The sequence below is a fragment of the Lysinibacter cavernae genome (genome assembly GCF_011758565.1).
GTDB classification, from domain to species: domain Bacteria; phylum Actinomycetota; class Actinomycetes; order Actinomycetales; family Microbacteriaceae; genus Lysinibacter; species Lysinibacter cavernae.
Genome location: NZ_JAAMOX010000002.1, coordinates 581,812 through 608,561, shown reverse-complemented (window position 1 = coordinate 608,561; position 26,750 = coordinate 581,812). Strand labels below are relative to the sequence as shown.

Genomic DNA, 26,750 nt, shown 5'->3' with positions numbered 1-26,750 from the left:
AATATTTATTGGATGGTTCGTTATCTTCGGAGGTTATTTTGGCGACGCCGCGACTGCTCGTCCATTCGCGATCAGCGTGACCCAAGCGCCCGGGTGGCTATTTTGTGGCGTTTGGGCGGTGAGTATGCACTTGCTCTATATGGACGTCATTCCCGTCTACGTAGAACCAGATTCGCGCATCACCTTTGGCAGTGGGTTTGTGCTGCCACCGCTCGTGCTGTTCCGTACCGCGTTGGATGAACTGCAGCTCGCCCCGCAACGGATAGTTTGTTGGGGTGCGTTCGGTGGGGGTTCGGGTCAGGAAATCCCACGTGTCTGCCATGGGGCTCCGAACGGTTGCAACCAGGTCGCGCCAACCCTTCCTCGCCCCCGCCGTCGCGAAACGAATGGTGAATTCGATTTTCTTTGTGGGTCTGGCGACCAGATCATCTCTTGCCACGGTTAGGGCCGTTCGACCAATTCGTTTTCAACTAGCCACTCCACGGGGCGGGTCGATAGTCCCGCTGCTATCGCAGTTGCCGTTTCGCGCCATGAGGTAAGTTCCGCGATTGCGAGATGTGATTGCCCAGTAGAAAAGGATGCCCGAGCCGCGTCGACGAGGTCCTGGGCGCAGATGGCTTGGTCGGCAGTGGATAATGCAAACATCCAGGGGAATCGGTCAGCCATCCGTGATGCGAGAGTGCCTTCGTCGTCAAGTGTGACGGTGATGAGATCTGCCGCAAGCTGCAGCAGCGCTGCGTGGGCGTCAGCCGCGCGCTGCGACATCAATACCAGCGGTTCACCGTCGCGTCGCGTGATCTTGACGGTGTGATCTTCCGCTTCGGCAAAGACCTCGGCCGAGTGTTTGCTCAGATCAGACGAACGCCGCGTGGTGGTTTGGAAGTCATTGATGAGAGCCATAGGTGCATTCTATTCCGAACGTATTCGGAAGTCTAGGAAAAATTGAACTCTCCCAGTGAGACGTGCCTGCTGTCACCCCGCAAATCCGCGGGAGGCGAACACTCCGGCGGGGTCGCACGCGGTATCCTAGATATATGGACGAGAACTCACCGGTATTCGCTATTGCGATGGCCGCTGAGCTTGCCGACATGCACCCGCAGACCCTCCGCCAATACGACAGAATTGGACTGGTCTCGCCTCAGCGCACTGCCGGCAAGTCGCGGCGGTATTCGCTGCGCAACATTGCCCAACTCCGCGAAATTGCGCGGCTGAGCGCAGAGGGCATCACGCTTGAGGGCATCCGCCGCATCCTTGATCTTGAGAATCAGGTGACCGACCTCCACGAGCGGGTTCGCGAGCTTGAATCTGCACTCAGCGACGAAATGCTCAACCGCCCCGGCAACCGTGTCTTCGCGGCCGGGGCCGCTGGCGACGTCATTTCGCTCCGCCACGGCACCCGCACGCAGCGCCGCACCGAAGTTGTGGTGTGGCAGCCCAAAAAGATCAAATGACGGGCGACGCTTCCGCCTTCCCCTTTGAGCAGCTTCGCCGCTTCCCCGATGTGGAGGCCGAGAACCTCTTTGCGTTTGACGCTGCCGACCGGTTGCTGCTCGACGAGACCGCCGAGCAGAGGGCATCCACCCCGCTTGAGCAGATCGTCGTTATTGGGGACCGATACGGTGCGCTGACGCTTGCCGCGCTGCACGATCGAGTTGGCGACACCGGTACAACCGGCGCCATTCGCGTCTTTCAAGACGGGCTGAGCGGCCAGCGGGCGCTCGCAGCGAATGCGGCACGGCTCGGTATAGATGCCACGCCTATTCGGGAGCTACCGCTGGGGGAGTCGCTGCTGAATCAGGCCACTCTTGTGCTGCTCCAGTTGCCGCGCAGCCTCGATGCGCTCGACGAGATCGCGGATGCCGTCGCCCGCTACGCGCCGCAGGCCACGCTCGTTGCTGGCGGCCGCATCAAACACCTGTCACTCGGCATGAACGACGTGCTGCTCCGTTCCTTTGGCTCCGTACAGGCGAGTCGCGCCCGCCAAAAATCGCGACTGCTCACGGCAACGGATGCCCGCGAGGTTAGCGAAACGAGCCTCCCGTTCCCTCGGATCACCCGCGATGCTGAACTCGGCATTGAGATTTGTGCGTTTGGTGCCGCCTTTGCCGGTGCCAAAGTCGACCCAGGTACGCGGTTGCTGCTGAGCGTGATCGACGGCGCGGCCGAGGCCAGCCGCATCATCGACCTTGGCTGCGGAACCGGAGTGATCGCAACGGTTCTTGCGCAGCGACGGCCAACGGCATCCATCATCGCAACCGACCAATCGGCGGCAGCTGTGCGCTCGGCGACCGAAACCGTAGGTCGTGCAGGAGTGGGCGACCGCGTGACCGTGCTGCGAGACGACGGCCTCGATTCCCAGCCCGCCGAGAGCGCTGACCTCATCGTGCTCAACCCGCCCTTTCACATGGGCGCAACGGTGCACGTTGGTATCGCGCATAAGCTTTTTGAGCACGCGGCCCGTGTGCTTCGGCCGGGCGGTGAGCTCTGGGTGGTCTACAACAGCCACCTCGGATACCGACCAACACTTGAGCGCCTGATCGGACCAACAAAGCAGGTCGCGAGAGACCGTGTGTTTACCGTTACCAGCTCGGTTCGAGCACGCTGACGGATTACACAGATATTCCCCATTTCGCCCTGTAGACTCGGTGTCGCCTGGGTAACCTTTGCACTGGCTCGAGCTCACAACAGCTCTGACTCAATCAAGTACAAGTACCGTGACGAACCAGACACCTTCTGCAAATACTTCCGCCCCCGCTGACAAGCCGCTGTGCATTGTTATGGGCTGCGACACCTTTTACCCCGACATCAACGGGGCTGCCCGCTTCGCCGAGCGTCTCGCCGCCGGGCTTGTCGCCCGCGGCCATGATGTGCACATCGTCGCTCCATCAAAAACGCACCGCAAGACAGGTACGTTCACCGAGAACATCGAAGGCGCCGACATGACGGTGCACCGCTGGGCGAGCTGGCGCTGGTACCCGCACGACTGGCTGCGCTTTGTGCTGCCGTGGACGGCAAAAGCCCGCGCGCGCAAGGTACTCGACGCGGTGAAGCCTGACGTCGTGCACTTCCAATCCCACATCGTTATCGGCCGGGGCCTCGCCCTCGAAGCGACCAAGCGCAACATCCGCATCGTGGGAACGAACCACGTGATGGCCGAGAATATCCTCGACTTCGCGACGATCCCAGAGTCGTGGAAAGACTGGTTTGTTCGTACGTCGTGGAAGACCGCGAGTAAGGTGTTCCGCACGGCCTCATCTGTGACCACGCCAACGCGAAAGGCCGCAGATTTCCTCGAGTACCACAGCGGGCTCCGCGGGGTCATCCCCGTGAGCTGCGGTATTGATGCAACCCACTACACGGCCGACCTCGAACCACGCGCGAGTAATAAGGTGCTGTTTGTTGGGCGACTTACCACTGAGAAGCAGATTGACGTGCTGCTGCACGCCATGACCAAACTCCCAGCAGACCTTAACGCCAGCCTCGACATCGTTGGCGGCGGCGACCAAGACCACAACCTCAAGACGCTGTCTCATAAGCTTGGGCTCGACGACCGCGTCCGCTTCCACGGCCGGGTGTCAGAGGATGAGCTGCTCACGTTCTACACCGACGCCTCGGTCTGGGCCATGCCATCGATCGCGGAACTGCAGAGCATCGCAACGATGGAGGCAATGGCGTCAGGGCTGCCGGTTGTCTGCGCCAACGCTATGGCGCTTCCGCACCTCGTGCACGACGGCGAAAACGGCTACCTGTTTGAGCCGAGCGACGCCGACGACCTCGCCGAGAAGCTCTTGCTGGTACTCGGCGCAACGCCTGAACGATACCTCGCCATGCAGCAGGAATCCCTCGAGGGGGTGAAGGTTCACGACATCAACCGCACCATCGAGACCTTCGAACGCTTGTATCGCGGCCAAACCCCCTAACGAGCCCCGCAAACCTGCATCTATTTGTGAGTTTCTGCGCAAATCTAAGGTTTTGTGCGCAGAAACTCGCAAATAGATGCAGGTGCCCTACGCTTAAGGAATGTCCTCAGACACGAAGTCCATGCCGGTTCACCGTTGGGTCTTCTGGCCCGCTGCCGTAATCGTGGTGTTGTTTGTGGCGTTTGCCATGATCATGCCAGATACGGCCGAGTCGCTCTTTGCCTCGATCCAGGCGACCATCGTTGATAACTTCAACTGGTACTACGTGCTGATCGCCACGTTCTTTGTCATCTTCAGCCTGTGGGTTGGCTTCGGTAAGTTTGGCGACATCAAGCTGGGAAAGGATGACGACGAGCCGGAGTTTTCGCTCGCATCCTGGTTCTCGCTCCTGTTTGCCGCAGGGATGGGCATCGGCCTCGTGTTCTACGGTGTCAGCGAGCCGCTCAGCCACTTCGCAAACCCAAAACCCGGCGTGACGGGCACGGATGCCCAGCTCGCGCAGCAGGCGCTTTCGCAAACCTACCTGCACTGGGGCGTTCACGCGTGGGCGATCTACGTGGTCATCGGGCTGGCGCTGGCCTACGCCATCCACCGCCGCGGCCGCCCGCTCTCGATTCGCTGGACGCTTGAGCCGCTGCTTGGCCGAAAGGTGCGCGGAGGCTGGGGCAACGCCATCGATATTATTGCCCTCGTCGGTACCCTGTTTGGCGTTGCGACCTCGCTTGGCCTCGGCGTGCTGCAAATTAGCGCAGGGCTTGAGAGCGCAGGCATTATCGCTGGCTCAGACTTCTTGAACATCGTCATCATCGTGATCATTACGGGTGGTGTCCTGTTCTCGGTGCTTTCCGGTGTCTCTAAGGGCATGAAGTGGCTGTCGAACTTCAACCTCGCGCTTGCCGGATTGCTCGTGGTGTTCATCCTCGTGGTTGGGCCGAGCCAGTTCTTGCTGCGCAACTTTGTGCAGTCAATCGGGTCGTATCTGCAAAACTTCATTGGCCTCGCGTTCAACGTCAACGCCTTCACCGGTGCCGAGGGCGAAGCCTGGCAGGCGGCCTGGACCACGTTCTACTGGGGCTGGTGGATTTCGTGGGCCCCGTTTGTTGGCATCTTCATCGCGCGCATCTCCCGCGGACGCACCGTTCGCCAGTTTGTTGGCGGCGTCATCCTCGTTCCGACACTCATCACGTTCCTCTGGTTTAGCGTGCTCGGCGGAACCGCGCTGTACTCGCAGCTCTCAGGAAAGGGCGGTTTGGTGGGCCCCGGCAACACCGTGGATGTTGAGGGCGCGCTGTTCCAAATGCTCGACCAATTACCCGGCGGCGCAGCGCTGACTATTGGGGCAATCGTGCTGATCGCGATCTTCTTTGTGACCTCAGCCGACTCCGGCTCGCTCGTGATGGGGATGATCGCAACCGGCGGCGACCCGGAGCCAAAGGCCTGGATCCGCGTCTTCTTCGTTGGCATCACATCACTGCTGGCCATCGCGCTGCTGTTGTCTGGCGGGCTCAACGCGCTCAAAACCGCGGCCATTATTATCGCCCTGCCGTTTAGCGTGGTGATGTTGCTCATCTGTTGGTCGACGGCTATCGCCTTTAGCCGCGAAACGAAGCTCTACGAGAAAGCGAGACGCGCGGCGTTTGTTGACCACATCGGTGGCTACTACGGCCTCGAAGTTGAGCAGCCTATCGAGCGAGGCATGAAGCTGCGGCTGGATGCCCTGTTCTCGCGGCGCAGGCCCGCCGTTCGGGCCGGCGTGCGGGGCTCGACTGGTGCTGTGGATGCTCCCGGCTCGGCGGGTGCCGCTGGTGTTGTGGATGCATCTGGTTCGCTGGGTGCCGCTGGTGCTGTGGATGCTTCTGGTTCGGCCGGCGCTGGCGTGGATGAACGTGGCGCTGCGGACTCGGGCCAGGCGACTGGGCTGCCAGACCCATCGGCGGAGCATCCGCCAACAGACGAGACGCCGTAGCGAGGATCGCCGCTCGGCCCTCAGCGCCCGGCTGCAGTTTTCGCTAGGTTTTGCTTACAGATTGGTCGAAGATCCACTTGGCGCTCGTGTCTTGGGTGGATCTGCGACAATTCTGCCGGGAGCCGGGAGCCGGGAGCCGGGAGCCGGGAGCCGGGAGCCGGGAGCCGGGAGCCGGGAGCCGGGAGCCGGGAGCCGGGAGCCGGGAGCCGGGAGCCGGGAGCCGAGAGCCGAGAGCCGGGAGCTAGCCTTGGCCTGCTTCGTAACTCGCAGAGCCGGGGATGCCTCCGCGCATGCTCAGGACTGAGCCGTCCGGAGCGAACGTGACCCACGCGTCGTAGTAGTCGGCGTAGAGCGGCACGCTGATCGACAAGACGCCGCCGAGCTTCATGATGTGCATCGAGGGGGTCTGGCCCTCCTTGAACTCGGTGATCCCGGTCAGCTCCTTTGCCTGTGCGAGCAGCGAGGGAAGGATGGTGAGGTCAAGTGTTGCAGGGTCGAAGGCTTTCTCCGCTGCGTCCTCCGCATCTGGCTGGATGAGCGTCGGGCCATCGTTTGTTGCGGTCCCGTCGCGGTAGATGTAGTCGTCCACCTTTGAGTCGCCTGGGGTAACCAGTACCTCTGCTCCCGCAAAGGTGGAGTAGATGTTTAGCTGCATCATCTGGTTGTTGCCAGACGCGGCCATGATGGCGTTGAGGGCGTCTTGCGCGTTGGTTCCAGTGAAGAAGTCAACGGGTTTTGCCGTTGGGGAACTACCAACGTTCGGGCCGTTTTCCTCGTAACTGGCCCGAATCTCGTCGATGGTTGTCGAGCCGTCGAGGAGCGCAGCGATGGTTGGATACGCCGGAATGAGCGTGAGGCCAAAGCCTGCAATGATCGCGATGACATAACAGAAGGCGGGGATTCGGCGGAGGCCCGTTGGCTTCGCCTGCTTCCGCGTTGAAGATGAGGCAGTAGTCGCGGAGGTGAGGCCGTCACCTGCGATCTGCTCTTCGGTGAGCGCGGGGGCGTCTGGCAGCGAACGAACGGCGGTGTTTGTTTCTAGTTCGCGCAGCCAGCTGAACGGCGGCGTCGTGACAATGCGCACCGGCGAGGCGTCGCGGCGTTCGAGGGCCACCAACACAACGCTTCCCAGCTGCACACGCGGGAGCTCCACGATGTCAATAATCTGCTTCAGCGACGTGCGATACGGCCGAATGAAACGGTGCGCAACCAGCACCTCGATCGAGCAGACCGGCTGGTCGTTAATCGCTGATCCAGTTCTCGAGATCGAAAGCACCCTTGCCACGGCGAGGCGATTCTCGTTGTCAGCCTCAGCCAGTTGTTCGGCGCTGAGCGGCTGGCGGTTGAGGACGGCCATGAAGGTGCCGTCCTTAACCGCGCTTGTCGCGAGGCGAACAATGATGAACAGCGTGATCACGATGATGCCTGACGTGAGCCTCACCCAGGTCCACGAGTCATCCTGTGAGATCAACAGTGCTAAAAGCGATGCAAGAAATACCCCGACGGCTGCACTCAGAATAAGTCTGATCATTTCTCAACTGTATCGGGGTGCCGCTTATCGAACGATTTGGGTGCGGAACCGAGGTCGGGGCTCTTGAGCGAAGCGTGAGCCCGGGGCCTACGGTGTGCGGCGACGGAGGGTCAGCGCCCCGAGCACAATCGCACCAACGGTGAAGGCGGCAAGGATGAGCAGGCGCGTGCCGACGTAGCCGTCGTCTTCCAGCCCAGTTGCGACGGCCGTGATAGCGTCAACCGCGTGTGAAAGCGGGAGCCAGTCGGAGATGACGCTGAGGGCATCCGGCAGCTTATCGCGCGGTACCAGCAGCCCACACAGCAGGATTTGTGGGAACACGATGACGGGCATGAACTGTACGGCCTGAAACTCGGTTCTCGCAAAAGCGCTCGCAAACAGCCCGAGACAGCTGCCAAGGATGGCGTCGACAATAGCGACGGCAAGCAGCAACCACACCGATTTCACAACGGTGAGGCCAAAGAGCCACAGGGAAAGCCCAACGGCGATAGAGCTCTGCAGCACGGCGAGCACTGCGAAGGCGAGTGCATAGCCGAGGATGAAATCGCCTTTGCCGAGCGGCATGGTGAGGAGCCGTTCGAGGGTTCCAGAGCGTCGCTCGCGCAGGGTTGAGATGCTCGTGACCAGGAACATCACCACAAACGGGAAAAGCGCGATCATTGCTGGCCCGATCTGCTCAAACGTATTGGTGTCAGAGAAGATCCAGGCCATGAGGCCGATGAGCACGCTTGGCATGATCAGAAGGAGCGCTATGGTGCGGGGGTCGTGGCGAATCTGGGCGAGGACGCGGCCGGCGGTTGCGAGGGTCCGGTTGGCGTTCATGACTGCTCCTCATCATTTGAGGCGGCTTCGACTGCGGTGGCGCTTGTTGCTGTGGCTTCGGTTGGGGTGGCTTTGCTCGGGGTTGCCCCGGTTCGGGATGCCACGGTTGCTGTGCTGTCTGCTGTGGTGTCTGCTGAGGTCGCGTCGAGTGGTGTGCCGAGTGGTGTGCCGAGGTGTGCGCCTGCGCGCGAGTCCTTGGTGACGAGCGTGATAAAGGCATCCTCAACTGAGGATGTGCCCGTGGCCGCCGTGAGATGTTCGGGGGAGTCGTGGGCAACGAGCCGGCCGTCGCGCAAGAGGATGAGGTCGTCGCAGCGCTCTGCCTCATCCATGACGTGGCTGGATACAACGATGGTCTGCCCGGCGTCACGAAGCGAGTGAAACACGTCCCACAGCTCATTGCGCAGCACCGGGTCGAGCCCAACGGTTGGCTCGTCGAGCACGAGGAGCTGAGGGGTTCCCATGAGCGCGGCGGCCAGGGATGCCCGGCTTCGCTGCCCTCCCGACAGTGAACCGGCGAGGGTGGTGGCTTTGTCTTCTAGGTTGGTGATTGAGAGTACCCGATCGACGTCGCTAGCTGGTGCGCCGAGGATGCGGCCGAAGTACCTGAGATTTTGGCGCACGGTGAGGTCGTCGTACACGCTGGGTGCCTGGGTGACGTAACCGATTTGTTTGCGGAGGCTGGCGCTCCCCGCTGGGCTGCCGAGCACCGTGATTGTGCCAGCGGTGAGCTGCTGCACGCCAACGATAGAGCGCATGAGCGTGGATTTGCCGCAGCCGCTTGGGCCGAGCAAGCCGGTGATGCGTCCGGTTGGGACGGACAGCGTGATGGAGTCGAGGGCAGTTTGGTGTCCACGCTTGATGGTGAGGCCGTCAACCAGAATCGCGGCGTTGGGGGAGGGCGTTTTGTCGGCGCGATGTGCGCCGTGACCGCCGTTATTCATCATGTGATGAATTATTCTCCGGGTGGAGGATGCTGTCAAGCCTCGCCCGCCCGCCCCGCACCTGACACCTCGCCCGCCCCGCATCCCACGCCATCCCGCCCTTGAGCGCCGGCGAGTGCCCTCAGATCGACCCAAAAACGCGATTATGGGTCGATATGAGGGCACTGGACGGTCGTTGCCGGGAAACGAGGGAGATGGGGCAGGCGGGATGTGGCGCTAGTCGGCTGCTCGGGTGTGGCGAGGTGGGCCGGGTGTGGCGCGGTGGGTCGGGTATGGGTCGGGTGTGAGGTCAATCGGATAGGCCGCGCAAAGCGGGAGCGGACAGGCGCCGAACGCCCGTCAGGCCTCAGCCGGCCCAATCAGGTGCACGCTGAGTCCGGGGGCTACGCGGCGAACGATTTCCTCAACATCCGCGCTGGCAAGTGGCTCGACCCTGAGACCAAAACGCAGCACGATGAGCCCAACGATCTGGGTTGCGACGAGCTGAGCTCTGAGCTCCGCATCGTCTGCGTCGATGGACGCAGCGACGCGAGCGAAGATTTCACGAACAACAAAATCGCGGATGAGGCGGCTCACGAGCCCCTGACCAGACGCGGATCGCAACAGCAGCATCCCGCGTTTTTGCACAACTGGATCATCCCAAACGGTGAGGATAAACCGCACGAGCGTCGCCGCGCGTTCGGCAGGGGGCGTTGCGAGGATGCGGGGCAACTCAACGTCCGGTCGCATCGGCAGGTCGAGGGATGCCGCGAGCAGGTCGCTCTTATCGGCAAAGTAGTGGTGTACAAGTGACGGGTCAACACCCGCCGCGCGCGCGATGCCACGAATCGAGGCTGCGTCAAATCCCTTTGCCATGAACTCGTCGTGCGCGGCCGTCACGATGTGGGTTCGTGTGTCGGCCGCCTCGTTCTTGCGGGGGCGGCCCCGTCGACGAGGGGTTGGCGATTGCGCGGTGCTCACTCCGGCAGTTTAGGCGATTGTGGGGGAACCGGGGAGCTGCGCAGCCTGCCTAGGCCGTTGTCGTGGCCGCGGTGTACCGATGCTCTGGCCGTCCCGTTGCCCCGTAGCGCAGGCGCACCTCGACCATCGACCGAGCGGCGAGGGCCGCGAGGTGCCGCTGTGCGGTCGCGCGCGAGATCCCCGTGCGCTCGGCGATTTCGGTTGCCGAGGCTTCGTCAGTATTGAGCGCGTCGAGGATGAGCTTTTCGGTTGCCGAGCGCGAGAGGGTGACCGGGTCGTTGGACCCGTTCAGGATGGCGAGGGCTCTGTCTAATTCGTCCTGCACGATGGGGGCTGGGCCAGCCACGAGGTTGCGGTAGCGCGAGAACCGGTCGAGCCGTTCTGCAAGTATCCGTGGCTCAAACGGCTTGAGGAGCATTGCGAGGGCGCCAGCCCTGAGTGCCCGTCGAACGGTTGGCGCGTCGCCAGCCGCGGAAATCACAAACGCGTCGATGTCGTAGGCCCGGACGAGCTCGATTCCGTCGCCGTCGGGAAGGTGAACATCAACGAGCAGCAGGTCTGGGCGCTCGGAGCGGATGGATGCCTGCGCCTCTGCGACCGACAGCGCCGGCTTGAGAGCGAGAAACCCGGGGCGGTCGGCGACGATATCGCGGTGCAGCCCGGCCACGCGGAAATCGTCGTCAACAACCAGGGTGCGGATTGGTTCGGTCATGCTTGCTCCTCGGGTGAACGAGCGGCTGAGCTGCCTGCTCGCTGCGGTGGTGTGACGGCTCCCGCGATGCGCGCGGCGAAGACCGCGCCAAGGCCTGCGCCGCCCCCTGCATCCACGAGCCAGAGTTCGCCGCCCGTTGCGCGCGCGATTTCCCGGGAAAGCGGAAGGCCAACGCCGTGGCCGTGGACCGGCTCGTCCGTCGCGACGTTGACGGGCATCCGCTCGGCGCTCGTGCGCGCATCGTCTGCGCGGTCGAAGACGTCGAGGCCGTCCGGGACCCCTGCGCCTGAGTCCGACACGGTGAGCACGAGCTCGGCGGCATCATCGAGCACCGTCACCTCAACCCAGCGCGGTGCTGGGGCGCGGACGGCCGCGTGGATGGCGTTGTCTACGAGGTTGCCAAGCACTGCTGCGGTGTCTTCCGGGCTGCAAATGGTGCCAAGCAGGTGCGAGTCGTCGGCGATCCGAACGCGTACGCCGCGCTCGCCGGCCTCCATCGCCTTTGCGCGGAGGAAGGCCTGCAAGAACGGGTCGGCAATCGTTTCGAGGCCGGGAACGGGGTACTCGACTGATCCCCGTTCGAGCAGCTCGCCCAGAAATTCGCGGGCTTCGGGCACTCGGTCGGCATCGATGAGGCCGGTGGCCACGTGGATGCGGTTGGCAAATTCGTGTCGCTGCACACGAAGCGCGCCAGTCATGGCCCGCACGGTTTCGAGGCGCTCGCTGAGCGCGACCACGTCGGTTCGGTCGCGCAGGATGACGACCCGTCCGAGGGGCCTGCCGTTGCGTTCCACCGCGCGATGTTCAACAAAGAGGACCTTGCCGTTGTGCATGACGCCGTGTGGGTCGCCCGTGCTCGTTCCCCGTTGTGATTCGGCGGCGAGCAGGGGAGCGGCCGTGCCGAGGGCGGATATTGGTTGGCCGACGGGTGCCGAGAGGTTCAGTATCCGCTCGGCCGCCGCGTTGCAGACGCGTACGGTGCCAGACGGGTCGATGCCGATCACACCGTCGCCAACGCCGTCGAGCACGGCGGTTTGATTCTGTACGAGGGCGGCTAGTTCTTCCGGTTGGAGACCAAGGGTAACCCGTTCGAGGCGGCGGCGGATGAGCAGCATTGCGAGCGTGGCCAATCCAAACGAGCCAATCGCAACGAGGGCTATCGATCCGACGAGCGTTGGGAGGTTGGTGAATACGCTTCCGCGTTCAAAGCCAACGCTGACTTCGCCAACGGGTGGGCCATTCGTTGTGGCTGGTTCCCCTGGCTGCAGGGCGAAGATTGGTACCTTCGCGCGGGCGGATTCGCCAAGCGTCCCAACCTCCCAGTCAACAACTTCGTATCCCTGCAAGACGCGCTCGTAGGGGGTGCTGACCTCTTGGCCGAGTCGGTTGGGGTCTGGATGCGCGAGCCGGATGCCGTGATCGTCAGTGATCACAACAAAGAGCGCGCCGGTTCGAGGGGCGAGCGACACCGCGGTGCTCTGGAGCTCACCGTCGCGCAGGTCGGCGGCGCGTGGCGTTCCGGGGTCGGCGGAGAACTCGGTCACGAGTTCGCGCACGGTTGGGTCTTCCGCGAGGGTGCGGGCGATGTTCAGCGCGGAGGTTTCCGAGGCGTCGCGGAGCTGCTGCATCGCAAGCGCAAGATAGACGCCAGTGCACAGCGCAACTACGAGGGCAACGGTGCCGAGTTGCAACAGCATTGCGCGGGTGGCAAATCGCAGACGCGCGTGGTCTGACTTGGTCATGCGTTCCATTCTGTCAATTGGCACCGCGAAAACGGGTTGAGCACAATGCGCAAAACCGATGCTACGCGCAGAACATCAGCAAATGCGAGCTATTGAGCATTCGCCTAGCCCAGTACCTATGCTTGGCCGGAGCCGGCGCCTCTTGCGGTTGGCTGCGGTTTTGACAACAAAGGAGTTCTCAATGCATACGGTCCTGCCAGGGTTGCTGCTCAGCGCTGAAGCGAAACCCGAATACGACCTGGCGTTTGTCCCCCCAGAGTGGGTGCTCGTCATCCTCGGCTTCACCATGGTGTTGGTGTTCATGACCCTCATCATGACAAAGCGTTTGACCCCGATGGTCGCGCTCATCCTCGTCCCCACAATCTTTGGATTGTTTGCCGGTGCCGGCCTCGGCCTTGGCGACATGGTGCTGACTGCCATTGGCAACATGGCACCAACGGCGGCGCTCCTGATGTTTGCGATCATGTTCTTTGGCATCATGATCGACGTCGGGCTGTTTGACCCGCTCATCCGTTTCATCACGCGCCTGCTCGGCGACGACCCCGCAAAGGTCGTCCTCGGCACGGCGCTGCTCGCCGCCGCGGTTTCGCTTGACGGCGACGGGTCGACGACCTTCATCATCACCACCTCGGCGATGCTGCCTATCTACCTGCGCCTCGGCATGAGCCCGGTCGTACTGACCTGTGTTGCTGGCCTCATGAACGGCACCATGAACATCCTTCCTTGGGGTGGGCCGACCGTGCGAGCGGCAACCGCGCTGAACCTTCAGGTCTCTGACGTGTTTGTGCCGATGATCCCCGCGATGATGATTGGTCTTGTCATAGCGTTTGGCTTTGCCTGGATGCTTGGCATTCAGGAGCGCAACCGCCTCGGGCGGATCGACACCGGCCGCCTTGACGGCAGCCCAGAAGGCGGTCTCCTCGCCGGAATGCCAAAGCTGTTCCGCGGAGCAGACAGCAAGCCAGGCGCCCGCGCCTCGCTGCACACCGGGAACCTGGTCACGATTGCAGGCGGGCACTCTCCCGTTGCTGTTGCAGAGGTCGACCCGACGGACACGGCGATGGCCGACACCATGCTCGATCCTGATCGCGCAACGCTTCGTCCGAAGCTGATCTGGTGGAACCTGCTGCTGACGGTTTCGGTGATGGTGCTGCTCGTACTCGACATCATGCCGCTTCCCTACGTCTTCATGGTTGGTGCCGGTATCGCGCTCGTGCTCAACTTCAGCAAAATGAAGGACCAGGCATCGGAGATCGTCGCCCACGCGCCAAGCATTGTTGGCGTTGTTTCTATGGTGATTGCGGCAGGCGTGCTGGTCGGTGTGCTCTCGGGAACCGGCATGGTTGATGCTATGGCCAACTGGATCACCACGGTGCTCCCGAACGAGGTTGGCCCGTTCCTTGCCCCGATCACCGGTGTGCTGTCGATCCCGTTCACCTTCTTTATGTCGAACGATGCGTTCTACTACGGCATCCTCCCCGTACTGTCGCAGAGCGCTGCCATGTACGGAATTGATCCAGTGGAGATGGCGCGCGCCTCGATCATCGGGCAGCCGGTGCACCTGCAGAGCCCGCTCGTGCCTGCCATCCTGCTGCTCGTTTCGCTTGCCGGCGTGAACCTCGGCGACCACCACAAGAAGGTCCTTTGGCGCGCCACCATCGTGTCGCTCGTCATGCTTGCGGTTGGCATCCTCACTGGGGCGATTCCGTTCTTCGTGGCGTAGCCGCACACACGATGAACGCAACAGCGTAGCCGCGCATCGCGGTTCATCGAGTCGGGTCAATTGGCCCCTGTCCCGCTGAGGGAGGGGCGGATTGGCCCGACTCGATTGTGTTGACCGCCAGGTATCTTGCCGCCTGCTGACGGGGACGGGCAGATAGGGTTGAGGGGAATGCCAAGAGACCCGAAAGGCGGTGGATGTTTGTGGAAATTCGCTGGATCGAGTCGTTTGTTGCCGTCGCAGAGGAGCTGCACTTTGGCCGGGCCGCTGAACGGCTCAGGGTCTCCCAGTCGCCGCTGAGCCAGACCATCCGCAAACTCGAAGCCGACCTCGGCGCTGAGCTGTTCAGGCGTAATACCCGCACGGTGTCGCTCACGCCTGCTGGCCACTCGTTTTTGGTGCACGCGCGTAAGGTGCTGTCTGAGGTTGACCTCGCCCGCCGGTCAACAACCGAAACGAACGATGGCATCTACGGCAACGTGAGCATCGGCTTCTCTGGCGTGCTCAACCACCTCACGCTTCCGAGGCTCACCCGCCAGGTGCGGCAGCGGTATCCGGGCATCAACCTCACCCTCGTTGACCGTGTGATTAGCTTTGAGGCGATGCAGCTGGTGAAAGACGGGGATCTTGATCTTGCATTCATCGGGTTGCCGGCAGATTCGCCGCCCCTCCAGACGCGCGCGATCTCGCTTGAGCCGATGGGGGCCACGCTGCCCTCCGATCATCCGCTTGCCGACCGCGACAAGATCTCGTTGAGTGAGCTGGCAGAAGAGGACTTCGTCTCGCTGCCCATCCGCCAGGGGTCGGCCGTGCGCGAGCGCATGTTCCAATCGTGCCTCAACGTTGGGTTCCGCCCTCGCGTAGTCCAAGAGGTCATCGACCCGTATCTTGTGCTCTCCTTTGTTGCGGCCGGCGTTGGTGTGAGCGTGATGCCCTCGTGCATCTCGGGCATTATGCCTGCCGGTTCCGTCTACGTGCCGGTGGTTGAGGAGGACTGCGTGCTGCTCGCCGGCATCATCTGGGACCCAAATAACGGCTCGCTTGCGGTGCGGAAGGTACTCGAAATCGCCGACGAGATTTTGCCGGTCCCTGCTGGGCTCTAGCACTTATACCAAGATCTGTGTCGAGGAGGGGCCTGTGGTAAGGGATAACCGCGTTGAAAGCCTTTCTTTGAAGACTCGTGATTATCGAGCCAGGTATGGGGCTGTCTTTCTTAGCGATGGTCGTTGCTTTCATTGCAAAACATCGATTCTCAGGTTCGAAGAGCCGGGAATAGGGGCAACGGGACTTCCCCATCAGGCCGCTCCACTTAACGTGGACCATGCGATACCTGTTGCGTTGGGAGGGAAACATCACCTGAAAAACTATTTGGCCTCCTGTGAGTCATGCAACAAGAGCCGGCAGGACACGCCATTGTCGGTTAGCGACCAGAATCGAGCTGAATCACTCTGGAGATACACCGATGAGGAAGATTTTTCGGTCCATGCGGCAGGTATAGATGCATATGACCGTTGCATCTCGATGCGAGGTATTCGTTGTCTCGAGCATGGTTGGCATATTTATGCGTCACCTGAGATGAGGCGATGTCACGAGATGGTTGACTTTAACGCCGATCCATTTGTCAAAGCTTGGGTCGCTGAAGAGTGGGTAGCTGTTTTTGGACATCGGAGTCGAGCAGCCTTTGAGCTTCTTAAGACTAGCGCTTCATGGGTTGATCACTCGCGGAGGGCGGCCCTTATTGTCACAGTTCCACGAGTAATTTGTGGGTTTCCTGATCAACTATCCGAACTCCTCCGGTTTTGTTCAACACATGAAGAAATACAAAACAGCACAGGGCCGCGCATGAACATCTTCCCCAGTCCGATCCTTGATATTTCCATGACAACGTATCGAGCCCATGATTCAGCCCAGCAAACGGCGCAGTACCGGGAGGCATCCGCAGCTTTTAGAGAACAAGCCGGAATTACCTGGACTTCGATTTTTCGCCTATTTACGAGACGTGGTTGGCCGACATACATTCTTCACGACAATGCTTCCAAGATCGCGAAGCAAGGAAAATCCGACAGAACTCGAATACTAAAAGAAGTGCAAACGCTCAGAACGGTTAGGGAAGTCGATTTGTATTTTGACAAGCTAACCTGATCGCCGTCACAACAACGGCAATCGGCGCTCATGCAAACAGCTGCTTTGTGACGACAAGATTGCGAAACCTGCCCGATTACCCCGACCTGCGCAACTACCGCAGCGTTGCAGCCAGCTCTTGGGCAACGTCGTAACCAGACAGGATCGAATTGCGCACGGTCGCAGGGGCCGTCATCACGAGGGTTCCCGCCCCAACGACGGGCGCAGTGACGCCTGGCAGCAGGTGAGAGAGCACGCGGGGCTGCACGCCCTGTGAGAGGAGGACCGGGCCTGCGGCATCCAGCCAGTCTTGTTCGCCACCAGGGCCGGTGACGAGCACCCGGCCAAGCTCAACTGCCGCGATTGTGCTCGACAGTCGGATGCGCACGTGCGGGTTCTGTTCAAGGCGCGGCACCGCGAGGATCTTGGCCCTGCGGCCAGATTCCGGTGCGATCTGCGCGTCTGCACCAACAACGAGTACTTCAACGCCACGGTCGGCAAGGTAATCGGCGATCTGCATGGCGACAGCATCCGACCCCCACACGGTGCAGGCGGAAGGGAAGACGCGGGGCACCCGGTCGAGCCACTGCTGCACGGTCATAACCTCGGCACCCTGCGCGACGGGGATGGAAACGGGGGTTGGCTCGCCGCCGGTGGCAAGCACCACGGCTGAGGGATCGGCCTCGGCGACATCCTCTGACGTGAGGGTTGTCCCGAGCTCAACGCGGATGCCGAGGCGCTCGTTTTCTTCTTCAGACCAGTCGAGGAAGCGGTGGAAGTCGGGCGTTGACTTCATTTGGGCGGCGAGTTCCATGTTGCCGCCGATGCGTGAGCCGCGGTCAACAATGGTCACGTCGGCTCCTGCCTGAGCAAGCTCGCGGGCGGCCGTGAGCCCGGCGGGCCCCGCGCCCGCAACGATCACCGAGGTGCCAGGTCGAACGGTTGGGGTCGCGACGGGCACGCGCCCGCGCCCGACGGCCGGGTTGACCGTGCAACCGACCGGACCGTCGCCGAGGTTGTCGATGCACACGTTGCACGCGATGCACGGCCGGTATCGGACCGGCTCGGCAGCATCGGCGAGACAGGCCGTCGCGAAGAGCGGGTCGGCGTGCAGCGCGCGGGCGAGGCTGACAAACTCGGCAACGCCATCCGTGAGCACCTGCTCGATAATCTCGGGACTGTTCAGTCGACCCGCGAGCCCGAGTGGCAGCCCAAACTTGCGGTAGCGGAGGGCATAGTCGGCCAGCACGCCAGGCTTCCATTCGCCAGACTGCACGATCCATTCGCCGGCCTCGTAGCTGCCGGCCGAGATGTCGAGGAAGTCCAGTTTGTTGAGGTGCGCGCGCTCGATGATCGCGAGGGTCGTCTCGGCATCCAGCCCGTCGTCGGGGCCCTCGACAACCGAAACGCGCATCCCGAGCGTCACCGTTGGTGCCGCCGCCCGAACTTCGTCAATGACGAGGTTGAGAAACGCGACTGGGTCGCCGAACTCGTCGGTGCGGTGGTTGCTGATGGGCGACATGAACTGGTGGATAAGGTAGCCGTGCGCCGCGTGGATGCTGAGCACATCGATGCCAGCCTCCACGCAGCGGGCGGCCGCGCGGCCGTACTCAGCGGCGAGTTCGCGAGCCTCATCCGCCGTCATCTCGCGCGGGACCTGCCCGCCAGCCACCTCGCAGGCGACGGGCGAGGGCGCGATGTTTGGCAGGCCGCTGACAGCCGTCTGCGCTGTCCTCCCACCGTGGTTGAGTTCGCAGCCAACCAGGGCACCCTCCGCGTGGAGGGCGTCGGCCAGGCGACGAAGGCCAGGGATGCACGAGTCGTCGTGCGCCCCAAGCTGATGCGTGCGCCCCTTGCCGTCGGCCCGCACATACGTCGCCTCCGTCATGATGAGTGCAACGCCGGCCCGTGCCCGCTCCAGCAGGTACTCCTGGTACACATCGTTCATGTGGCCGTTCGGCTCGCAGTAGTTGCGCTCCATCGGGGCGGAAACGAGGCGGTTTCGAAGGGTCACGCCGCCAAGCGAGAGCGGGGCGTTGGTGATGCGTGTTGCGGAGGCCGTTGAGGAGACCATTGAGGCGGGCACTGACATGGTGGCTTCTTTCAGGAGGGGAGGGTTTTGGAACGGTTAGCGCACGCTGGCTGGGGCGGGGGCCTTGTCCTTGGCCGCATCCACAACGGACTGCTCGACCGGAAGTGTTTCGCCCTTGCGGAGCCCAAGCGCGTTGAGCGGAAGGTTGAAGGTCTCCTTTGCCGTCATGGCGGCAATTGCCGAGATCGCGCAGACAACGGAGACAAAGATCGCAACCGGCAGCCAATTGGTCGTATCCTCGCCAACAAGGAGCGAAGCGATTGCCGGCGAAAAACCAGCAACGATGAGCCCAATCTGGAGGCCAACGGCCATGCCGGAGTAACGGACCTTCACCGAGAACATCTCCGAGAAAAACGCAGGGTAGATGCCGTTGGCGAGGCTGTAGAACAGGCCAGTCATGAGCAGCGACATGAGCACGATGAGCACATGGTTGCCTGAGCTGATCGCCTGGAAGTAGAAGAAGATCGTGACCGAGCAGCCAAGCGTTCCGATGATGAAGACGGGCTTGCGGCCAAAGAGGTCCGCCCACACGCCGCCGAGTGTCTGGAACAGGATGGCAACGACGTTTGCGCCAATTGCGACCGTGAGCATAAACGGCTTCTCGATCCCAACACTTCCAGTGGCGTAGTTCAGGGCAAACACCGAAACGATCGAGTTTACAACCGTAAACAGCGCACACAGCGCGAGGCGAATGACGCTCACCCAGTGGTAGCGGAAGAGTTCGAACAGCGGAATCTTCGCCGTGTCATCCTTCTCTTTGGTCTCCTCAAAGATCTCAGGCTCCGCAAGCGTGCGGCGAACGAGGTACGCAACAACCAGCACAATGATGCTTGCCCAGAACGGAATGCGCCAGCCCCACGAGTAAAGCTGCTCGTCTGGCATTGCGGCGACGGGAATGAAGGTGAGGCTCGCGAGGATGATGCCGGCAGCGATCCCGTTCATGGTCCAGCTGCCGTAGAAGGCACGCTTCTTGGCTGGGGCGTGCTCGATCGTGAGTGAGCTTGCGCCCGCCGTTTCGCCGCCAGCCGAGAGGCCCTGGAGCAGGCGAAGGACAACCAAGAGGATGGGCGCCCAAATGCCGATGGAATCATAACTGGGAAGACAGCCGATGAGGAAGGTCGCGCCGCCCATCAGCATGAGGGAGAACACGAGCACATTCTTGCGCCCGATCTTGTCACCGAAGTGCCCGAGCACAATGGCGCCAAACGGGCGGGCAACGTAGGCAACACCAAACGTCGCGAGCGACATGAAGGTTCCAGCGGCGCCATTCTCTGGGAAAAAGACCACGCCGAAGACGAGGGCAGAGGCCGAGGCGTAGATGAAGAAGTCGTAGTACTCAAGCATGCCGCCGAGGAAAGCTGCAACGGCTGCCCGTTTGGCCTCGTTTCGTGGCGGCTTTATCGCGGCAGGGCGGCTGAGAGATGGTGTCGTCGTTGACATCGTGAACTCGATTCTGGTTGGTGAAGGGAAAACGCTCGAATGTGAGCGTTAGCTGCGTTGTGCTGCGAGGTGCTCTCCGACGGCAAAGCCACGGGTGATGGCCGAGCCGAGGGTTGCGCCGCCGCCTGGGTATGCGTCACGGAATGCCGTGGCCGAGCAGTTGCCGGCCGCGTAGAGCCCCTCGATTGGGGTGCTGTTGAAATCAAGGGCTTGCCCGTCGAGGTTGACCCGAAGGCCGCCTGCGGTTCCGAGCGCGCCTGGGTGTAGCGGGACGGCGTAGAACGGGCCGGTTGCCAAGGGGGCAAGGCACGGATTCGGGAGGTTGTTGGCGTCGCCGAGGTGGATGTCCTGCGGCGTTGAACCGCGGCCAAACTCGGTGTCGATGCCGGCCGCGGCATCCGCGTTGAACCGCTCAAGAGTCGCTTCGAAGGCCGCGGCCGGGATGCCAAGCTTGGTCGCGAGTTCCGCGGGAGACTCAGCCGAAATCATCCACTCTGTTGGCGTTCCGGGCGTGGAACCAGCGACCGGATACCTGCTCAGGAAGCGGTGGTCAAACACCAGCCAGGCTGGCGAATTTGCCGGTTTGGAGGTGATCGGGTCAACGTTGCCAAATACCCGGGTGAGATCGTGGTAATTGAGCGCCTCGTTGACAAAGCGTTTTCCGGCGGCATTCACCGTGATGGAACCCGGGAGCGTCATCTCGACGTTGCCCATGCGGCCAGACTGCTTGCCGTCGTAGGTGTCCGACGGCGGGGTGATGACCGGAACGCCCCAGATATGCGTGAGCTCGTCGAGCGAGCCGCCAACTCCGAGCCCAAGCGCGAGGCCGTCGCCCTCGTTTGACGGCGCGCTAATCGGGGTGATTGTGAAGGGAAGGAGGGCGGAGACAAGCTCGGCGTTCCACTCAAAACCGCCAGAGGCGATCACCACGTTGTTGGCCGCAAGAGAGAATGCCCCGTCGCGCATGGTGAGCGACCACCCACCATCTGCCGACCGGCTGAGGCCGGTGACCCTCGCATCCCTCACCACATGGATGCCTCGCTCAAGAGCCGAAGCGAGCAGATTACCAACCAGCGCCCCGCCCATCGTGCGCACGCCAGTTGCCTTCCTGCTCGCGAGTAGCTCGGCATCCGGCGCGGAACCGTTCAGGCCGTCGCGCTCGCTCATGCTGATGAGCGGAAAGTAGGTTGGCTTGCGAAGGTGCGCGCCGATGGCAGGGTCGTAGTCGGCAGGGTTGAACTCGTTATTGTCGAGGCCTCGCCCACCCGTTGTTGAGCCTGGCCATTCCACGTGGTAATCGGGCCGGCCGAGAGGTACGAGGCTGACGTGGGTTTCGGCATCAAGAAACTGCACCGCCCGCTTGGAGGTCTGGATGTACCAGTCGATTTCGGCAGGAGACATGCGGTCACCCGCTGCGGCGGTCAGGTAGTCGCGGCCTTGCTCATCAGAATCGTCAAACCCGGATTCGCGCATGAGGTGATTATTTGGTGCCCACAGGACGCCGCCAGACAGGCCGCTTGTGCCGCCGAGGGTCGTTGCTTTTTCAAGCACGATGACGCTGTGTCCGGCATCCGCGGCGCGGACCGCGGCAACGAGCCCCGCCGCGCCACTGCCAATCACGGCGACGTCGTACCGTGCGTTGAGGAGTTCGGGGTTCGTGGTGATCATATTGTGGCTCCTGGCATCGAGATGAGGACCTTGCCAACCACAGCGTCGCGGCTGCGCATGGTCTCAAAAGCGGCGTTGAGGTTGTCAAAGGCAAACGTGTGGGTGACGAGCGCGGTTGCCTCTGGCACGTGCCTTCCGAGCAGGTCGAGTGATTCGCCGATGAGGTTTTGGCTGTTCCGGCTGCCGATGAGATCGATCTCCTTCACGGGGAGCACCCGCATGGAGAGCTCCGCGAGCTTGTCGGAGATGCCAACCTGCACGACTCGGCCGGCGGTCGCGACCATCTGGATGGCGTTGCCAAGCGACGACGGTTGGCCCGTCGCCTCGATGATGAGCGATGGTCCCTGGCCTGCGGTGAGTTCGGCGATGCGTGCCGCCTGCTGTTCGTTCGGAAACGGAGCCGATGGGTCAACCACAAACGTCTCGTTCGCGCCAAACTCCTGTGCAAACGCGCAGCGATCCTCGACGGTGTCGGCGGCAATGACCTGAACGCCGAGTTCGGTGAGGTAGAGCGTTGCCAGTAGCCCGATTGGTCCGCAGCCAAGCACAACGGCGGTTTCGCCAGCGACGGGGCGGCCCCGGTTGACGGCCTGCATTGCGATGCTCATTGGTTCTGAGAGTGGGGCGAGGTGCATAGGAAGGGCATCAGGCACCGGGTAGAGCTTCTCAAGGGGGACGCTCATGAGTTCAACAAGCGAACCGTCCTCGTAGCATCCGTACACCGACATGTGGGTGCAGGCGTTCACACGGCCGATGCTGCACGCGTAGCATTCGCCGCAGAAAAACATGGGAGAAACCGCAATACGGTCGCCGACACTGAACCGGTCACTCGTTCCGTTGATCTGTTCGATAACACCCGCGAACTCGTGCCCCTGAATAATCGGGAGTTCGGTTGCGTAGTCGTCCTCCCAGATGTGCAGGTCTGTTCCGCACAGGGTCACGTTGTGGATGCGGATGAGGGCCTCGCCCTCCGCAGGCGTTGGGTCTTCGGCTGTTTCGTAGTTGATGGTTTCGCGTGAAACGGTGCGAGCGATGCGCATGAGAGTCCTTGCGGGTAGGGCTGCGGGAGTGAACGGTTGAGTGTCGGTTGCCAGCAGCTGATGATGCCGGAATCCGGTTGCCACGGCCAGTGCGGTGAGCCGGTTTGGTAGCTGAATTGGCAGTTCGGCTGGCCTCAACGGGTCGACGGAATGACCCGAGCCAGGAAGCCTCGGGGTGGTGTCGTGCGTGGTTGGGTCTGGTTACGCCGCCGACTTGGCTGCCGGCGTGATCTCGCCAAAGAAGATGTTCCACTGGCGGATGTTGCGCTCGGCGATCAGGCCCTGCACGTGGAACGGGTCTGCGTTGAGCAGTGTTTCGAGGGCGGCTTTGCTCTCGGCGTTGAAGATCAACAGGGCGCCAGGGGCTTCTTCCGGACCAAAGGGGCCGGATACGAGCAGCCGTTGTGCGTTGAACTGGGTTGTCAGGAACTCGACGTGGGCTGGTCGGTGGGCGTCTCGCTTGGCGATGTTTTCGGCATCCGTTGAGTAGCTGTAGGTGACGGCAAACGTGGTCATTGGGGGCATCTCCTCATTGAGAGTCTTGCGGTACGTGACCGCCGGGCATGCTCTCAAGGATGCCGAGCCAAACATAGTTTGTCCACAACTATATTCAGCACACACTAAGTTGCTTTGCGACTTAATTGCGGTGATCCCGGCGCATAAACGCAATCGAGCCGGGCCGTTCTGGCCTTCCCCCGCGTGGGGGAGGGCCGAATGGTCCGACTCGATTGGTCGCCGGGTTCTCGCAGCGGTTCAAGACAGAACCGCTGGGTGTTTACTCAGCGAGCATCCAAACCTGCTTGAGGGGGAGGCGCGTCTGAATCTCCTCGGGAAGCCTGTCGTACGATCGCATGACTGCGTCAACAACGTCATCCGCGGTCCAGGCCCTGAGTCGAAACTGTTGGGCTTGAATTGAAACGCGTGCCGGTCTCGTGAGACCGCCCCACGCGACAAGCAATCCTTGATCGGCACCCTGTGAATGAACGACGCCTGACAAGTCTCGTACAACGGGGTCGGCAACTTGCGATCCCGACTTGACCTGAACGATCAAGCGAGGACTGTCCATCCCAAACAAGCCCCGCCCAGCAACGATGTCAATGCCACCGTCAGGACCGGGGGGAGCCATCGTGCAGGTAAAGCCTTCGGCCTCAAGGATGCACATGATGAGGAGCGTGAGATCGTGTCCCGCAAATTCCTCTGCAATTCGGGCAGTAATTCTGTCGCGGGCGACTTCAACGATATCCGCGTGTAGCTCAGGCTCGTCAACATCGTCAAGGTCTGGCGAATCTTCGAGAGCACTGACTGGTGAAGTTGAGCTCTCTGTATGGAGGAATGGGAGCTGTCCTGGGTCTGTGCCAGTCCGAAGGATGGCCTCCAGCCTTGAGACCGCGTGGTTCTTTGTCGGAGCAAAGATTGAGAGCGCGCTACCGAGGGTATACAGCAAATCCTGTTTAACCTCTGTTCGGGGGAGATCTGTTATCTGCCAGTCGACTTCGACAATGTGCCGCTGTGACGTAAGCGGCTCATCGGCCCTGTATGAGTAGCCGGTACGCACGCGGCCCATGGCTATCTGTTTGGTTGTTTTGAGCGGCATGATGAGCAGGTCGCCAGGCTGAATGCGAGCTCTCAGAGCCCAAAGCTGGCCGGTAATGTTCGCGAGAGATGGTGCGCTGATCTCTGGGAACGATGTGCGAACAATCTCAGCAACGTCTTCCCTTGTTGTGCAGCCGGTGAGGTCAGGAATCTCAGGGAACCCCGCGCCAGAGAGTCCATTGCTAATAGCCCACTGGTCTCGTTCCCCAAACTTTCCGGACCGTATCACCCAGGCTGAACTCATGACGTGCTCCTTAATTGATTATCGAAGGCCCTCAGGTCTCTTCATCGTCAGCCTACCGACGAACGCAATCGAGCCGGGCCGTTCTGGCCTTCCCCCGCGTGGGAGAGGGCCGAATGGTCCGACTCGATTGGTGCGATCAGCGAACGGCGGCTAGCCCGTTGTCGCCACCCGGTACCGAGAAAGCTGCGGCACCCGCAGGGACGACACCTTCACGGAGCGTTCGCGCAACACCGCAAGGAGGGTCAGTACAAAGCCAAACAGGAGCCATGCGATGAGGCCGGCCACCGATGACCCTGCGCCAGCAGTACCGGCATCAATTGCCCGCATGCCCTCAATTGCCGTGGTGAGCGGAAGCGCGGACAGCACGGTGTCGTAGATCGGGGGAACCGTCGAGACGATTCCGGCCGCGAGTGAGAGCACCGTGATGATCATCGCGATGAAACGACCGAATCCACCAAGCACCGCAACGAGCCCCTGGTTGACCGCGCCAAAGGCGGCGCCGGCGAGCATCGAGAGGCCGGCAAACGCGAACCACGAGCCTAGATCGAGCGTGAGCGCGACCTGCATGATGCCGGCGACGAGCAGGCCCTGGAGCGCGCCAATCACAACCCCGGGAATCATGCCAGTTGTGGCAATCCGTAGCGACGATTGCGCGGCGGTCATCGCGCGGCGCGGGATCGGGCGAAGCAGCAGGAAGCTCACCAGCCCACCAACCCAGAGGGCAAGCGTGGCGAAGAACGGGATGCCGCTCGCGTCAAACAGGCCGGTGTCTGTCTTGCCGCTCGTGACGGGGTCCGCAACCACGCCGCTGAGGTTGGCGCGTTCGCTTTCGGTGGTCGTTGGGAGGCTCGTGGATGCCTGCGTGAGGCCCGATCCGAGGTCCTTCACGCCGTTGGTGAGCGTTCCAACGCCGCCGGCGAGTTCGTCGGCTCCGGATGAGAGGGCTACCGAGCCTTCGTGCGCCGAGGATGCGCCGGTCGCGAGGCCTGAGGCCCCGGTCGCGAGCGTTCCAACGCCCGAGGCGAGTCCGCTGGCCCCCGTGGCGAGCTGCTGCGCTCCGCCGCTGAGTTCGGTGGCTCCGGCGGCGAGCTGGTTGGCCGCTCCGGATGCTGTGGTGATGCCGTCGGCGAGGGCGAGCGTTCCTGCAGCTAGTCCGGGCGCGGTGCCATCAAGGTTGCCAACGATCATATTGATTGAGTCTGCTCCACCTTGCACACCCAGTGCTGCATCAACGTTTGTTTTGGCCATATCTTTTGCTGCTTGTGAGATCGCATCGCAATTAGTGCCACAACTTGTGAGTAGCTGCTCAACGATTGCTGACATGCCGTTAGCAGCCTGAACAGCACCGGCTGCACCAGCCGCGGTTCCAGATGCGGCCACTGGTAAGGCTTGCGCTCCCTGAACCAGCAACGGCAACTGCGCGCCCGACCCCGCGAGCCCGGCCGCAAACTCGTTCATCCCACTGGAAAGTGTCGCCGCCCCGCCGGCAAGCCCTGCCGCGCCGGTGCTCAACGCGTTTGCCCCGGTTGAGAGCTGCGAAACGCCGCCGCTGAGCTGGGCCGCTCCGCTGGAGAGCGTGCCGAGTCCGTTGCTGAGTTCGCTCGTTCCGGTCGCGAGCTGGGTTGCTCCGTCGCCAAGCTGAACCGAGCCGTCGGCGAGCTGGGTGGCCCCATCCGCCGCCTCGCCGAGCTTGTCACCAAGGGTGTTGAATCCGACGTAGAGGTTTTCAACGTAGGTTTTGGTGAGCTGTTGGCCGAGCAGGCGCGTTGCAGTGCTTGTCACGGTTGAGCTGAGGGCAGAGTCGACAAGTTTGCTCTTTGGTGAGGTCTGGATGTCGATGGTCGCCTGCGTCGCATCCGCCGCATCCCCCGAGAACGAGGTCGCCGCGGTCGAGAACGACTTGGGGATGGTGACAACGGTTGCGTAGCTGCCGTCTTCCAAGCCGGCCTCGGCATCCTCTTCGTTGGTGATTTTCCAGGTGAAGTTCTCGTCAACGTTGCTATCGACGAGTTCGCCGGCGAGCAGGCGGCCGAGCGGCGCGACCTGGCCGTCGATCTCTGCCGGCTTGTCGAGGTTGACGATGGCTCCGGTCATCTGGGGGAGGCGCGAGGCGGGGTTCCAGAGACCCCAGACCAGGATGGCCCCGAGTAACAGCGGTACAAGGATGAGGCCGACGATGGAGAGCGGCGTCACCTTTTTGGTTGACGTTGCGCGATCGAGTGAGAGTCGTGACAT

21 protein-coding genes are annotated in these 26,750 nt (G+C 62.1%); 7 read left to right on the top strand and 14 right to left on the bottom strand.

Annotated features, from left to right (window positions below; translation table 11 throughout):
• Nucleotides 1–441: 441 nt before the first annotated feature.
• On the bottom strand, nucleotides 442–900 hold the full coding sequence (locus FHX76_RS12070; RefSeq protein ID WP_167150961.1) for a prevent-host-death protein: 459 nt from the start codon (nucleotides 898–900) through the stop codon (nucleotides 442–444).
• A gap of 134 nt (nucleotides 901–1,034) precedes the next feature.
• Between FHX76_RS12070 and FHX76_RS12065 the strand changes: the two genes are divergently transcribed.
• The 4 genes from FHX76_RS12065 (at nucleotide 1,035) to FHX76_RS12050 (ending at nucleotide 5,886) form a co-directional block, all read left to right on the top strand.
• The gene (locus tag FHX76_RS12065) at nucleotides 1,035–1,451 is read left to right on the top strand and encodes a heat shock protein transcriptional repressor HspR (protein WP_167150959.1); all 417 of its coding nucleotides are present in this window, start codon (nucleotides 1,035–1,037) and stop codon (nucleotides 1,449–1,451) included.
• Complete coding sequence (locus tag FHX76_RS12060; protein WP_167150957.1) at nucleotides 1,448–2,605, top strand: class I SAM-dependent methyltransferase; 1,158 nt, start codon at nucleotides 1,448–1,450, stop codon at nucleotides 2,603–2,605. Before FHX76_RS12065 ends, FHX76_RS12060 begins: the two co-directional genes overlap by 4 nt.
• Nucleotides 2,606–2,777: 172 nt before the next feature.
• The gene (locus tag FHX76_RS12055) at nucleotides 2,778–3,920 is read left to right on the top strand and encodes a glycosyltransferase (protein ID WP_167151705.1); all 1,143 of its coding nucleotides are present in this window, start codon (nucleotides 2,778–2,780) and stop codon (nucleotides 3,918–3,920) included.
• Between the two features lie 100 nt (nucleotides 3,921–4,020).
• Nucleotides 4,021–5,886 (top strand): BCCT family transporter, encoded by a 1,866-nt coding sequence (locus tag FHX76_RS12050; protein WP_243848788.1) that lies wholly within the window; start codon nucleotides 4,021–4,023, stop codon nucleotides 5,884–5,886.
• Between the two features lie 241 nt (nucleotides 5,887–6,127).
• Here the strand turns inward: FHX76_RS12050 and FHX76_RS12045 are convergent, their stop codons facing one another.
• The 6 genes from FHX76_RS12045 to FHX76_RS12020 form a co-directional block, all read right to left on the bottom strand.
• On the bottom strand, nucleotides 6,128–7,417 hold the full coding sequence (locus FHX76_RS12045) for a hypothetical protein (RefSeq protein ID WP_167150955.1): 1,290 nt from the start codon (nucleotides 7,415–7,417) through the stop codon (nucleotides 6,128–6,130).
• Between the two features lie 87 nt (nucleotides 7,418–7,504).
• Nucleotides 7,505–8,239 (bottom strand): ABC transporter permease, encoded by a 735-nt coding sequence (locus tag FHX76_RS12040; RefSeq protein ID WP_167150953.1) that lies wholly within the window; start codon nucleotides 8,237–8,239, stop codon nucleotides 7,505–7,507.
• Nucleotides 8,236–9,186, bottom strand: coding sequence for an ABC transporter ATP-binding protein (locus FHX76_RS12035; RefSeq protein WP_243848787.1), 951 nt, complete (start codon nucleotides 9,184–9,186; stop codon nucleotides 8,236–8,238). The genes FHX76_RS12040 and FHX76_RS12035 overlap by 4 nt, the downstream gene beginning before the upstream one ends.
• 336 nt (nucleotides 9,187–9,522) lie before the next feature.
• A complete protein-coding gene (locus FHX76_RS16785; RefSeq protein ID WP_167150951.1) occupies nucleotides 9,523–10,143 on the bottom strand; it encodes a TetR/AcrR family transcriptional regulator in 621 nt (206 codons plus the stop codon).
• A gap of 49 nt (nucleotides 10,144–10,192) precedes the next feature.
• The gene (locus FHX76_RS12025) at nucleotides 10,193–10,855 is read right to left on the bottom strand and encodes a response regulator (protein ID WP_167150949.1); all 663 of its coding nucleotides are present in this window, start codon (nucleotides 10,853–10,855) and stop codon (nucleotides 10,193–10,195) included.
• Nucleotides 10,852–12,597 (bottom strand): sensor histidine kinase, encoded by a 1,746-nt coding sequence (locus tag FHX76_RS12020; RefSeq protein ID WP_243848786.1) that lies wholly within the window; start codon nucleotides 12,595–12,597, stop codon nucleotides 10,852–10,854. The genes FHX76_RS12025 and FHX76_RS12020 overlap by 4 nt, the downstream gene beginning before the upstream one ends.
• A gap of 181 nt (nucleotides 12,598–12,778) precedes the next feature.
• Between FHX76_RS12020 and FHX76_RS12015 the strand changes: the two genes are divergently transcribed.
• The 3 genes from FHX76_RS12015 (at nucleotide 12,779) to FHX76_RS16845 (ending at nucleotide 16,459) form a co-directional block, all read left to right on the top strand.
• Nucleotides 12,779–14,320, top strand: a complete 1,542-nt coding sequence (locus tag FHX76_RS12015) for a CitMHS family transporter (protein WP_167150947.1) — start codon at nucleotides 12,779–12,781, stop codon at nucleotides 14,318–14,320.
• Nucleotides 14,321–14,514: 194 nt separating this feature from the next.
• On the top strand, nucleotides 14,515–15,420 hold the full coding sequence (locus FHX76_RS12010) for a LysR family transcriptional regulator (protein WP_208402664.1): 906 nt from the start codon (nucleotides 14,515–14,517) through the stop codon (nucleotides 15,418–15,420).
• A gap of 34 nt (nucleotides 15,421–15,454) precedes the next feature.
• On the top strand, nucleotides 15,455–16,459 hold the full coding sequence (locus FHX76_RS16845; protein ID WP_167150945.1) for an HNH endonuclease: 1,005 nt from the start codon (nucleotides 15,455–15,457) through the stop codon (nucleotides 16,457–16,459).
• Nucleotides 16,460–16,553: 94 nt separating this feature from the next.
• On the opposite strand, the gene FHX76_RS12000 is transcribed toward FHX76_RS16845, so the two are convergent.
• The 7 genes from FHX76_RS12000 to FHX76_RS11970 all read right to left on the bottom strand — a co-directional run bounded on the left by FHX76_RS12000 (nucleotide 16,554) and on the right by FHX76_RS11970 (nucleotide 26,750).
• Nucleotides 16,554–18,530 (bottom strand): oxidoreductase, encoded by a 1,977-nt coding sequence (locus tag FHX76_RS12000; protein ID WP_243848785.1) that lies wholly within the window; start codon nucleotides 18,528–18,530, stop codon nucleotides 16,554–16,556.
• Nucleotides 18,531–18,566: 36 nt separating this feature from the next.
• Nucleotides 18,567–19,970 carry an MFS transporter gene (locus tag FHX76_RS11995; protein WP_167150943.1) on the bottom strand — a complete coding sequence of 468 codons (1,404 nt, stop codon included), beginning with the start codon at nucleotides 19,968–19,970 and terminating at the stop codon, nucleotides 18,567–18,569.
• 48 nt (nucleotides 19,971–20,018) lie between these two features.
• Nucleotides 20,019–21,638: an FAD-dependent oxidoreductase gene (locus tag FHX76_RS11990; protein WP_167150928.1), complete on the bottom strand. Its 1,620-nt coding sequence runs from the start codon at nucleotides 21,636–21,638 to the stop codon at nucleotides 20,019–20,021.
• Nucleotides 21,635–22,678, bottom strand: a complete 1,044-nt coding sequence (locus FHX76_RS11985) for an alcohol dehydrogenase catalytic domain-containing protein (RefSeq protein ID WP_167150926.1) — start codon at nucleotides 22,676–22,678, stop codon at nucleotides 21,635–21,637. Before FHX76_RS11985 ends, FHX76_RS11990 begins: the two co-directional genes overlap by 4 nt.
• A 201-nt stretch (nucleotides 22,679–22,879) precedes the next feature.
• Nucleotides 22,880–23,194 (bottom strand): YciI family protein, encoded by a 315-nt coding sequence (locus tag FHX76_RS11980; RefSeq protein WP_167150924.1) that lies wholly within the window; start codon nucleotides 23,192–23,194, stop codon nucleotides 22,880–22,882.
• A 259-nt stretch (nucleotides 23,195–23,453) separates the two neighbouring features.
• Nucleotides 23,454–24,515, bottom strand: coding sequence for a restriction endonuclease (locus FHX76_RS11975; protein WP_167150922.1), 1,062 nt, complete (start codon nucleotides 24,513–24,515; stop codon nucleotides 23,454–23,456).
• 150 nt (nucleotides 24,516–24,665) lie between these two features.
• Nucleotides 24,666–26,750, bottom strand: coding sequence for a YhgE/Pip domain-containing protein (locus FHX76_RS11970; protein ID WP_167150920.1), 2,085 nt, complete (start codon nucleotides 26,748–26,750; stop codon nucleotides 24,666–24,668).